Here is a 10402-nt window from a genome sequence, read left to right on the forward strand (position 1 = left end):
CCGGACGCCCCGCTCCGCGCGAGGACCGGCCCGGGCGGGCGCCGCGAGCGTCACGCTGCGGCCGGATGCGCGGCACGCGGCTCGGGGGCGACGTGCTCCCGGACGGTGCCGTGCGCGATGAGCGCGGGACAGGCCATGCCGCGCAGCACCCGGTGCAGCACCGAATGGCTCGGTGGCTCGAAGGGATCCGCCCGGCAACTGGTGCCCAGCACCATCAGCGTCGCCCACTGCGACGCGAGGATCAGGGCCTCGACCGGGTCGCCGGGCTCGCTGCGCAGCTCCATCTCGACGAGAGGGTGCCGCTCGCGCCACGGCTCGGCGGCCGCCACGAGCGCCTGGTGGACCGCACACTCATCGCTGCTCAGGTCCGGCCCGTGGTGCCGGCCCTCCTCGTGGTGCCGGCCGTGCAGCCACAGCCCGGGATGCTGCCAGACCTGGATGACGACGAGTCGCTGCCCGCGCCCGGCGGCCTCCTCGAACGCGAGGCCGAGCGCACGGCCGGCGGAGTCCGACCCGTCGTAGCCGGCCACCACCGGGCCCTCCTGCGGCAGGACCGTGAACGGATCGGCCCAGCGTCGTGCCGCATGGACCGCGAGCACCGGGCACTCAGCCTCCACGCAGAGCTCGTCACACACCGAGCCGAGCGGATGGGCCATGTTGTTGCCGCAACCGTGGCTCGCCACGACGACCAGCCGAGCCTGCCGCGTGTAACGGCGCAGCACCTCGGCCGGGGCGCCGGTCGCCGTCACCCCGGTCGCGCACACGCCGGGCCGCCATCGCACCGCCTCGTCCGCCGCGCGACCGGCGAGGTCGGCGCTGCCCGGCGGCACGTCATCCGCCGGCACGGCCGGGTCGATCGCGTGGACGACGATCAGCTCCCGGTTGTTCCGGCAGGCCTCGTCCGCCGCCCACCGCAGCGCGCCGACGCTGTCGGCCGAACCGTCGACACCGACCACTACGGGTCCGAACCGGTAGCCCAATGTCGTCTCCCCTCCACGCCCCCGGACGTGTGCGTCCGGAGCAGGGTGGAATGCCGCGCCTCCCGGGTGGGCCCCGCCGATGCCGCAGTCGCGTCCGCCGGCACCCGCACCACGTGCGCCTGGGTCCAGCATGATCGCACCGAAGTGGCCGGTGCCAGCACGTCGGCACGAATCATCCACATCAGGTGATCGACGCCGCGAGCGCGGTCGATCCGGGAGGGTACGGGTAGGCAGGACCCCGGGGGGTCGATGGGCTGACCACCGGCACGAACTCCGCGAGCGGTCCAGGTCGTCACGGCGGCGTGCGCGCCCACCACCGCGGTGTGACGCCGCCGTCTCCGGTGCCGGCCTACGGTGACCTTGCCGGCCTACAGCACCGTGGAGGCATCAGATGACACTGGCGACCGTGGCCCGGGCGATCGGCCGGGAATCCGTGCACCACTCCCGATGGAGCGACCTGTCCACCCGCGACCGGACGTCGATCGTGCTGGGGGCGGCCGCGGAGCTCACGCTCACCGCGATCGCCGCCGCCGACCTGTACCGGCGCCCGGCATCGCAGATCCAGGGGCCGAAGGCGCTGTGGTGGCCCGCGCTCGCGATCCAGCCGGCGGGCCCGCTGCTGTACCTCCTCGCCGGCAGGCGGCGGGACGAGCCCGACACCCGCCGGCGCCGGCGGCACTGACCCACGGCCCGCCGGACACCCGCCCGGGGTGTCAGGACGGCGGCTCGTCGTCGGCAGGAGGGCGCACCCGGGCGTCCGGGCCCGGGAAGAACAGCGCCTCATGGCCCGTGTCCAGCCAGCGCACCCTGTACGGCGGCGTGTGATCGGCGTGGCCGACCTCCGTGATGACACCGATCCGCCGGGTGTCACCGAGGTGGGTGCCCTCGACGATCAGCCGGTCTCCGATGTTCGCCTGCATGATCCGTTCCTCCTCCGCTCGTCCCGCGAGCGGTCCCCGCGGGTCGGGTCTCTGCCTCTCGATCAACGGTGCGCCGCGCGCCGGGCCGGTGCCAGGGGTCTTCGGCCCTTCCGTGCCCCCGCGAACAGCACAGCATCCGCCGAAGACGGCGACGGCGTCGTGCAGATCGTCCCCGAGCGCGTGGCGGTCCGGGCCGTGTTGCCCCGGCGGGCAGGACAATCTCGCGTGCCGCCGGCCGGTCGGCGCGGTAAGGCTTGAGGTACGACACCCGCTGCCTGGCACAAGGGCCACGACGAGCGGAATGCCCCGGACGGCGACTCGGGCCGCCAGGTTCGCCATCACCAAGATGGTCACCGCGCCGGGCTCTTCCCGCGGCGGGTGTCGTTTCGCGCCGGCGACCCGGAGGTCGGGAGCGAAGCGCCCGCGCACCCGTGGAAGGAGTCGCGTGATGGAGCAGAAGCATGACGTCGTCGTCGGCGTGGACGGCTCACCGGAGAGCCTGGCGGCCGTGGACTGGGCCGCGTGGGACGCCGCGCGGCGTGGCCGCCGGCTGCACATCATCCACGCGTGCGCGGGGCCCGTGGCCGATCTGCCGCTCGACGCCCGCCAGACACCCGCGCTGGACGAGATCGTCCGGCACGCCGCCGAGACCGTCGTCGACATCGCCGTGGCCCGCGCGCGCACCGTCACGTCCCAGTTGCCGATCACCACCGCGACGCCGTTCGAGCACGCGGGCGTCGCGCTGATCGACGCTTCGGGGTGGGCCGGCACCGTCGTCGTCGGCAGCCGCGGCCTGGGCGGGTTCAGCGGCCTGCTGCTGGGATCCGTCGGCGTGCAGCTGGCCGCGCACGCCGCCGGCCCGGTCGTCGTGGTCCGCCGGGGCGACCCCACCGACGCCGGCGAGGCGGGCGAGGCGGGCCGCGTCGTCGTCGGTGTCGACGGGTCCGGCGACACCGAGCACACGTTGCGGTTCGCGTTCGAGCAGGCCTCGTACCGCGAGGCCGGGCTGACCGCGGTGCACACCTACGTCTGGCCGCACGCCACCGGCCCCGGCGCCATGCTGCCGCTCGTCTACGACGCCGACGACCTGTTCGACGACGAGCGGCGGGCGCTGATGGAGATGATCGGCGGCTGGGCCGACAAGTACCCGGACGTCGACGTGCGCCACTGCACGGTGCGCGGAAATCCCGCGCCGGTCCTCAAGCGCCTGTCCCACGGCGCGGAGCTGATGGTCGTCGGCTCGCGCGGCCGCGGCGGGTTCACCGGGCTGCTGCTGGGCTCGGTCAGCCAGGCGTTGATCCACCACGCCGCCTGCCCGGTCGCGGTGGTGCGGTAGTCCAGCCACACGGTGCCGGCACCCGGCCGGCGATCAGGCCGGCGGGACCAGGACGGCGGCGCCGCGGACCCGGTCGGCGGCCAGGTCGGCGAGGGCCGAGTCCGCCGCCTGCAGCGGGTACCGCGTGATGCTCACCCGCAGTGGATGCTCCTGTGCGAACGCCAGGAAGTCGCGGCCGTCCTGGCGGGTGTTGGCGGTGACGCTGCGCAGCGTCCGTTCCTGGAACAGGTGGTCGGCGTACCGCAGGACCGGGATGTCGGTGAGGTGGATGCCGGCCACCGCGAGCGTGCCGCCACGGTCGAGCGCCGACAGCGCGACCGGCACCAGGTCACCCACCGGGGCGAACAGGATCGCGGCGTCCAGCGGCTCCGGCGGTGCGCCGGCGGCATCGCCCGCGGACGCGGCCCCGAGCCGCAGGGCCAGCTGCTGCGCCTGCGCCGAGCGGGTCAGCACGTGGACCCTCGCACCCTGCGCGATCGCGACCTGCGCCGCCAGGTGCGCCGACGCGCCGAACCCGTACAGGCCCAGACGGCCTCCCGGCGGGAGCTCCGCCCGGCGCAGCGCGCGGAAGCCGATGATCCCGGCACACAGCAGCGGGGCGGCGTGAACGTCGTCGTAGCGCGGCGGCAGCCGGTAGACGAACGCCGCCGGCGCCACACAGTGCTCGGCGAAGCCCCCGTCGGCGTGCCAGCCGGTGTACCTCGAGAACGGGCACAGGTTCTCCGACCCGGCGCGGCAGTAGGCGCAGGCACCGCAGGTGTGGCGCAGCCACGCCACCCCCACCCGCTCCCCCAGCCGCAGGTCACCGGCGTCCGGTCCCAGCTGCTCGACGTCACCGACGACCTCGTGGCCGGGCACCACCCCGGGCCGCGTCGGCGGGAGGTCGCCTTCGGCCAGGTGCAGGTCGGTGCGGCAGACCGCGCACGCGCGGACCCGCACGAGGACCTCGCCCGGCCCCGGCTCCGGCACCGGCACCGAATCCATCCGCAGTGGATGGTGCCGGACGGGGCCCGGCCGCTCGACCCGCCACGCTGTCATCCGTCGCACCCGGCCTTCCTGCCCCGCCTGGGCGCCGACCATGCACGCGCCGTGGCCCACGGGCCGGTCCACCCGGGCGGGACCTGCGGCCCGTGCCGCCGACCCCCCGTGGACGTGGCCGGCCACGCACACGGCGCGGATGGTTGGTGGTGGGGACGACGGGATTCCCGCCGGACGGCAGGAGGGTCCACGATGACGAAGCACACCCTCGTCTGCTACGACGGCTCCGCCGCCGCGAACGCCGCGCTGCAGGCCGGCACGCGGCTGCTGCCGGACGCGTACGCCTGGATCGCGTACCTGTGGACACCGCCGTTCGCCGAGGAAACGCTCCGCCGGCGGTTGTGGGCCGGCAGGGACCAGATCGACGCGTTCGTCGAGGCGCTGCGCGGCGAGGGGGCGTGGCGGGCCGATCAGGTCGTCGCCACCGGGGTCACGCTCGCCCGGACCGCCGGCTGGCGCGCCGAGCCCCTCGCCCGGCCCGCCGAGGGCGGCGAGGGGTTCGAGCTGGCCAGAACCGCCGCCGCCCTGGAGCCTGACGTGGTCCTCATCGGCTCGCGTGGCCTCGGCGGCGTCCGCGCGGTCCTCGGCAGCGTCTCCGACGTCCTCGTGCACTACAGCCCGAAACCGGTGCTGGTCGTGCCGCACCCCATGCGCATGCGGGACGCCGCGGCGATCGCCGGCGGGCCGGTCGTCGTCGGCTGGGACGGCTCGCCGGGTGCCGCGGCAGCGGTCGTGGCCGCCGACCGGCTGCTGCCGGAGCGGGAGGTGGTGCTCGTGTCGGTGCACGACAGGGCCGAGGAGCGGCCGTCGGCACCGCCGCCGGACGGGAGCCGGTCCGTCAACCCGGTCCTGGTCCGGCCGGGAGGCGGGACACCGGGCCGCGCCGTCGCCGAAGCCCTCGGTCGGTACGCGTCGGACCGGTCGGCGGCACTGCTCGTCGTCGGCTCGCGGGGGCGTTCGGCGGCGCAGGAGATCATGCTCGGCAGCGTGGCGATGGCCACCCTGCACCAAGCCCACCGGCCGGTGCTGGTCGTGCCGAGGTCCCACGGTGAGCCGGCCGGCACATCGGCGGCGCACGGCTGACGCCGCCGGCCGCCTGAGGCACCGCATCCAGCCGCCCGGCGCCGACCTGGAGTCGGATCGTCCCGAAGGAGGATCGCGATGGACGCGCAGCGGATCGTCGTCGGATACGACGGATCGGCCGAGGCCCGGGCCGCCGTCGACTGGGCCCTGGCCGAGGCCGAACGGTCCGGGTCTGCCCTGCACGTCGTCCACGCCTTCCAGGTCGCCTGGCCCGGCGCGGAGTACAACGAACCGGTCCAGGAGATGGCCGACGAGGCCCAGGAGCACGGCGACGCACTGATCACCGAGATCGTGGAGCAGCTCCACGGGCTCGGCACCGGCGTCCAGGTCACCGGCGCGGCGGTCCACGCCGCGCCCGCACCGACCCTGATCGACCTCGGTGACGCGGGCGCCCGCCTGCTCGTGGTCGGCAACCGGGGCGGCGGCGGGCTCGGCCACCTGCTGATCGGGTCGGTCAGCCAGCAGGTCGCCACGCACGCGCGCGCCCCGGTCGTCGTGGTGCGCGGCCAGGTCGCGGCCGGCGGCCCGGTCGTGGTCGGCGTCGACGGCTCCCCCAGCTCCGACGCCGCGCTCGGCGCCGCGTTCGAGGCGGCCCGGCTGCGCGGCACCGGCGTGCTCGCCGTCCGTGCCTACGTGCCACCCGTGTTCACAGCCCTGCCGTACAGCACGATCGAGACGACGGAACGCCAACTGCTGGAGGCGGCGGTGGCAGGCTGGAGGGCGGAGTACCCGGCTGTCGCGCTGGAAACCCGGCTCGTCAACGGCCGGACGGCCCACGCGCTGCTGGACGCCTCCGCCACCGCCCAACTGGTCGCCGTCGGCAGCCGCGGGCACGGCGGGTTCGCCGGCCTGCTCCTCGGCTCCGTCGGCCAGCACCTGATGCACCACGCCGCGTGCCCGGTGCTGATCGTCCACGCGCCGGCCGGCTCCTGACACCGGCGGCGCGCCACCGACCCGCGGTCAGCCGCGGACCAGCTCGGCGGCGGTGCGCAGCTGCTCGACCGGCGCCGGGCGGGCCAGGTGGTACCCCTGCGCGTACCGGCAACCGAGGCCCACGAGCTCGTCGAGCTGCGCGGCGTCCTCGACGCCCTCGGCGACGACCCGCAGGCCGAGGGTGTGCCCGAGCTGCACCACGGCGGCGAGCAGGCCCCGGTGGCGGTCGCTGCCGACGAGCCCTTCCAGGAACGACCGGTCGATCTTCAGCACGTCGGCGGGGATGTCCCGGAGGTAGCCCAGCGACGAGTACCCGGTGCCGAAGTCGTCGATGGCGATGCGCACGCCGGTCGACCGCAGCCGCTCCAGCCGCGGCGCGGTGCCCGCGACGTCGCGCATGAGGGTGGTCTCGGTGACCTCCAGGACCAGCGCCTCGGGGCGCAGGCCCGTCTCGCGCAGCGTCCGGGCGACGAGGTCCGGCAGTTCGGGGCTGTCCAGCAGCGCGGCGGAGATGTTGACGGTGATCCAGTCGGGGGCGCCCGCGGCGTCGTCCTGCCACGCGCGCAGGGTCAGGCAGCTCTCCCGCAGCATCCACCGGTCGATGTCGGTGATGAGTCCGGCGCTCTCGGCGAGGGGCAGGAACGTGCCCGGCGGTCGCAGCCCGGCCTTCGGGTCCTGCCACCGTACGAGCGCCTCGACGCCCTCGGTGTGGCCGGCGAGCGTCTCGACGATCGGCTGCAGGTACAGGCGCAGCTCCCCGCGCTCGATGGCCGCCCTCAGCCGGCGCTCCTGGTCGAGCTGGTCGACGATGCGGGCGTGCATGTCGGCCTGGAAGTCCACGCAGCGCGCCTTGCCCTGCTCCTTGGCGGCGTACATCGCCAGGTCGGCGTTGCGGACCACCTCGTCCGCGCCGGCGTGCCGGGAGGCGTCCCAGACGGCGCCGATGCTCGCGGTGACCGTCACCTCGCGCCCGCCGAGCAGGAACGGCTCGCTCATCGACCGGAGCAGCCGCTCCGGCAGCCGCGCGACGACGGTCCCGCCGGCCGGCTCGATGAGGATGCCGAACTCGTCGCCGCCGAACCGGGCGACGGTGTCGCCGGGGCGCACGGCGGCGCGCAGCCGGTCGGCGGCGATCCGCAGCAGCTGGTCGCCGGCGCTGTGGCCGAGGCTGTCGTTGACGCGTTTGAACCCGTCGAGGTCGACGAACAGCACCCCGACCGGCCCCTGCCCGGCCGAGCCGCGGGCCATCGCCTGGTCGAGGCGGTCGTTGAACAACGCCCGGTTGGGCAGGCCGGTGAGCCCGTCGTGCAGCGCCTGGTGGCGCAGCTCGTGCTCCAGCGCGCGCTGGCGGGTCACGTCCCGCAGCAGCAGCACCGCTCCGGCGCGCCGGCCGTCCTTCATGATGGGGCTGATGGTGCAGGACACCCGGGCCGACGACCCGTCCGGAGCCGGCATGTCCCGCTCCCGTACGGTGTCGGCGCGGCCCTCGCCCAGCGGGGGGTCGACGTCGGGGAGCACGGTGGCGGCGGGCCGGCCGAGCAGCCCGTCGACGCCGAGGCCGGTGAGCCGTCCCGCCGCGGCGTTGGCGAACGTGATGCGGTCGTGCTCGTCGACGCCGCAGATGCCCTCGGCCGCGCTGGCCAGGATGGCGTCGGTGTACTCCTTGGCGAGGATCTCGCGGGCGGAGCGTTCGAGCTCGGCGGCCATGTCGTTGAAGGCCCGGCCGAGCTGGTGGATCTCGTCGCGGCCGCCGGCCGGCACCCGCCGCTCGTAGCCGCCGTCGCGCACGTCGCGCACCGCCGCGGTCAGCGTCGCGACCCGCCGCGTCACCGACGATGCGAGGAGCCCGCCGACCAGGAGCACGAGCAGCACACCGGCGCCGCAGACGGTGGCGATCGTCAGCTGCGCCCGGCCGGTGGTGGCGACCATCTCGTCGTAGAGGGGTGTGTACTCGAGGATCACCGCGCCGAGCGTCACGTCGTCGCGGCCGACGAGCGGGACGACGACCTGTTTGATGCCGTCCGGGTGGTCGTCGCTGACGTCGACGAAGGTCCGTGGCACCCGGTCGCGGATCGTGGCGCCGACCTGGTCCTCGGTGTCGTGGTCGAACGTGGTGCCGATGTGCGCCGGGACCGTGTCGCCGAGCACCACCTGCCGGTGGTCGACGACGACGATGTCGCGGCCCTGCAGCTCGCTCAGCCGCCGCAGGTAGGCGTCGAGCCACTCCGGCTCGTCGTACAGCGGGCCGGGGTCCTCCCCGTCGGAGTCGGCGGCGAGCCCGAACGCGACGTCCCTGGCCACCCCGAACGCGACGTGCTCGGCCTCGGTGATCGCCGCACGCTGCGCGGACCCGACGTCGACCTGCCAGGCCACCACCCCGACGAGCGCCACCAGGAACGCGACCAGCAGGTACCCACCGACCAGCTTGCGCCGCAGGGTCACCGCATCCTCCCGGAGTCAGTCGTCAACCGCACTATCGGCTGCCGGGCCCCAGGTCTGAAGACTGACGCGGTCCGCCATGGATGTGCGCCGCGCGCATACCGCCCAACCGGGCGGTAACGGCACGCGCAGGCACGGATTTCATGGGCGGTGGCAGTCCCGCGGGCTACCGTTGGAACGGCCACGCCTTCACCCAGCACAGGTTCGCAGGCAAGTCCGCCACGGCCCCGGCACCCGCCTCGTTCGAGATCGACGCGATCGCCCTGACCGCGGCGGCGCGGGACTGGAGGAGATCATGACCACCACCAAGCACTGGACGGTCGACCTGTCCATCGGTGAGACCGAGGGACGCACGTATGCCGAGGCGCGGCTGCATGCCGACGGCGGCGGCCACCAGCTCGGTATCGGCAAGGCCCGGCTCAACCCCGCCGACGAGAACGTGCCGGAGATCGGTGACGAGCTCGCCGTCGCCCGCGCGCTCAACGACCTCGGCCACCAGCTGCTGCTCGCGGCGGCAGCCGACATCCAGGCCATCACGGACGAGCGGGTGCAGCTGCCGGCCTGACCGCGCCTGACCCGTCCACACCTGCCGGCCGGGATCCATCCGGCCGGGCGGGGCGACGCCGTCCAGCATTCGACCCGGGCGCTCGCTTGGAGGCCCGGGTCGGGGGTGCGGGTGCGGACGGCGGTCAGGCGCTGACGAGCCCCTCGTCTGCGGTCTTCGCGGCCGGCTCCGGGACCGCGAAGCCCTTGGTCCCCGGGGTCGCGGCGGCGTGGACGAGACCGGCGGCGCCGAGCAGGGCCAGCAGGCCGGCCGCGAAGTAGGCGACGAGCGCGGCCTGGCCGGCCTTGACGCCGAACTCGCTGAAGCCGTACGAGGTGAGCAGCAGCCCACGCAGGGTCTCGCCCTTGAACACCGTCTCGCGGGCCGTGTTGGCGTCGGTCAGCTGCTGCTGCAGGTCGGCGACGGCCGGGTCGTCCTTCGGCAGCGCGGCGATCTTCGCCTTCAGGTCGGCCTGGACGTCGCCCATCTGGGCGTAGGTCTTGCCGCCCGCGATCGTCTTGAGGTGCAGGCCGATGAACTCGTTGGCGTAGCACTCCGCCTGCTTGCCGGTGGTCAGCCGCTGACCGGCGTACTCGACCAGGCAGGCCGACTGCTTCTCCTCCGCCGTCAGGGTCCCCGCGGGCTTGAAGGTGATCTGTTGCTGGCCGAGCTGGTCCTTGACGTAGTCGTTGGCGAAGTTCGCGTTGCTGGTCAGCACCAGGCCGGCGACCAGCAGCAGTCCGGCCAGGACGACGAGGCCGAGACCGACGAGGATGTCGAGCGTCTTGCGCTTCATGGCGTGCCCTCCAGGGCTTGGAAACTGCCTCGATGTGATGACCTCAGCTTGTTGCAGGGCACCGATCCGCCACAGAGCACAACCACCCCCATCGACGGGACCTACGTCCCGGGGTACCGCGGGACCTCCGGCGGCGGCGCACGCTTCAGGGGCTGGTTTCATGCCGAAGGGCTGGGGTAGCCCGGGACTTTCGGCCTGCCGGGGCGGGCCGTCTCCGGGTGACACTTGGCCCATGATTCGGGTGTATCTGCTCGACGACCACGAGGTGGTCCGTTTCGGGCTGCGGGAGATGCTGGAGCGGGAGGGCGACATCGAGGTCGTCGGCGAGTCCGG

The 10402-nt window shown here is 74.5% G+C and carries 10 protein-coding genes and 1 pseudogene; 6 read left to right on the forward strand and 5 right to left on the reverse strand.

Annotation, left to right across the window (positions count from 1 at the left end; translation table 11 throughout):
* Positions 1 to 50: 50 nt before the first annotated feature.
* Positions 51 to 980: a universal stress protein gene (locus tag ACFY3L_RS51020; protein WP_389341988.1), complete on the reverse strand. Its 930-nt coding sequence runs from the start codon at positions 978 to 980 to the stop codon at positions 51 to 53.
* A gap of 391 nt (positions 981 to 1371) precedes the next feature.
* Here ACFY3L_RS51020 and ACFY3L_RS51025 point away from each other — a divergent pair, with 391 nt between their 5' ends.
* Positions 1372 to 1662 carry a PLD nuclease N-terminal domain-containing protein gene (locus ACFY3L_RS51025; RefSeq protein WP_389341991.1) on the forward strand — a complete coding sequence of 97 codons (291 nt, stop codon included), beginning with the start codon at positions 1372 to 1374 and terminating at the stop codon, positions 1660 to 1662.
* Positions 1663 to 1693: 31 nt separating this feature from the next.
* Here the strand turns inward: ACFY3L_RS51025 and ACFY3L_RS51030 are convergent, their stop codons facing one another.
* Positions 1694 to 1900, reverse strand: coding sequence for a DUF1918 domain-containing protein (locus tag ACFY3L_RS51030; protein WP_389341994.1), 207 nt, complete (start codon positions 1898 to 1900; stop codon positions 1694 to 1696).
* A 448-nt stretch (positions 1901 to 2348) separates the two neighbouring features.
* Between ACFY3L_RS51030 and ACFY3L_RS51035 the strand changes: the two genes are divergently transcribed.
* On the forward strand, positions 2349 to 3236 hold the full coding sequence (locus tag ACFY3L_RS51035; RefSeq protein ID WP_389341997.1) for a universal stress protein: 888 nt from the start codon (positions 2349 to 2351) through the stop codon (positions 3234 to 3236).
* Between the two features lie 33 nt (positions 3237 to 3269).
* Here ACFY3L_RS51035 and ACFY3L_RS51040 read toward each other — a convergent pair whose 3' ends face one another.
* Positions 3270 to 4274, reverse strand: coding sequence for a zinc-dependent alcohol dehydrogenase family protein (locus ACFY3L_RS51040; protein WP_389342000.1), 1005 nt, complete (start codon positions 4272 to 4274; stop codon positions 3270 to 3272).
* Positions 4275 to 4466: 192 nt separating this feature from the next.
* Here ACFY3L_RS51040 and ACFY3L_RS51045 point away from each other — a divergent pair, with 192 nt between their 5' ends.
* Together ACFY3L_RS51045 and ACFY3L_RS51050 are read left to right on the forward strand one after the other, a co-directional pair.
* Positions 4467 to 5357 carry a universal stress protein gene (locus ACFY3L_RS51045; RefSeq protein ID WP_389342003.1) on the forward strand — a complete coding sequence of 297 codons (891 nt, stop codon included), beginning with the start codon at positions 4467 to 4469 and terminating at the stop codon, positions 5355 to 5357.
* A 78-nt stretch (positions 5358 to 5435) separates the two neighbouring features.
* Positions 5436 to 6290 (forward strand): universal stress protein, encoded by an 855-nt coding sequence (locus tag ACFY3L_RS51050; protein ID WP_389342006.1) that lies wholly within the window; start codon positions 5436 to 5438, stop codon positions 6288 to 6290.
* A 27-nt stretch (positions 6291 to 6317) separates the two neighbouring features.
* On the opposite strand, the gene ACFY3L_RS51055 is transcribed toward ACFY3L_RS51050, so the two are convergent.
* A complete protein-coding gene (locus tag ACFY3L_RS51055) occupies positions 6318 to 8732 on the reverse strand; it encodes a putative bifunctional diguanylate cyclase/phosphodiesterase (RefSeq protein ID WP_389342009.1) in 2415 nt (804 codons plus the stop codon).
* 292 nt (positions 8733 to 9024) lie between these two features.
* Here ACFY3L_RS51055 and ACFY3L_RS51060 point away from each other — a divergent pair, with 292 nt between their 5' ends.
* Positions 9025 to 9294 carry a DUF1876 domain-containing protein gene (locus tag ACFY3L_RS51060; RefSeq protein WP_389342012.1) on the forward strand — a complete coding sequence of 90 codons (270 nt, stop codon included), beginning with the start codon at positions 9025 to 9027 and terminating at the stop codon, positions 9292 to 9294.
* 124 nt (positions 9295 to 9418) lie between these two features.
* Here ACFY3L_RS51060 and ACFY3L_RS51065 read toward each other — a convergent pair whose 3' ends face one another.
* The gene (locus ACFY3L_RS51065; protein WP_389342015.1) at positions 9419 to 10069 is read right to left on the reverse strand and encodes a hypothetical protein; all 651 of its coding nucleotides are present in this window, start codon (positions 10067 to 10069) and stop codon (positions 9419 to 9421) included.
* A gap of 232 nt (positions 10070 to 10301) precedes the next feature.
* On the opposite strand from ACFY3L_RS51065, the pseudogene ACFY3L_RS51070 reads away from it, so the two are divergent.
* Positions 10302 to 10402: pseudogene (locus ACFY3L_RS51070) on the forward strand (DNA-binding response regulator); the annotation flags it as partial.

It is taken from the genome of Dactylosporangium sp. NPDC000521, assembly GCF_042898305.1.
GTDB lineage: Bacteria > Actinomycetota > Actinomycetes > Mycobacteriales > Micromonosporaceae > Dactylosporangium.

Coding starts and splice junctions, on each gene's coding strand:
- ACFY3L_RS51025 (WP_389341991.1), top strand. CDS start 1,372: ATGACACTGGCGACCGTGGCCCGGGCGATCGGCCGGGAATCCGTGCAC.
- ACFY3L_RS51030 (WP_389341994.1), bottom strand. CDS start 1,900: ATGCAGGCGAACATCGGAGACCGGCTGATCGTCGAGGGCACCCACCTC.
- ACFY3L_RS51035 (WP_389341997.1), top strand. CDS start 2,349: ATGGAGCAGAAGCATGACGTCGTCGTCGGCGTGGACGGCTCACCGGAG.
- ACFY3L_RS51040 (WP_389342000.1), bottom strand. CDS start 4,274: ATGACAGCGTGGCGGGTCGAGCGGCCGGGCCCCGTCCGGCACCATCCA.
- ACFY3L_RS51045 (WP_389342003.1), top strand. CDS start 4,467: ATGACGAAGCACACCCTCGTCTGCTACGACGGCTCCGCCGCCGCGAAC.
- ACFY3L_RS51050 (WP_389342006.1), top strand. CDS start 5,436: ATGGACGCGCAGCGGATCGTCGTCGGATACGACGGATCGGCCGAGGCC.
- ACFY3L_RS51060 (WP_389342012.1), top strand. CDS start 9,025: ATGACCACCACCAAGCACTGGACGGTCGACCTGTCCATCGGTGAGACC.
- ACFY3L_RS51065 (WP_389342015.1), bottom strand. CDS start 10,069: ATGAAGCGCAAGACGCTCGACATCCTCGTCGGTCTCGGCCTCGTCGTC.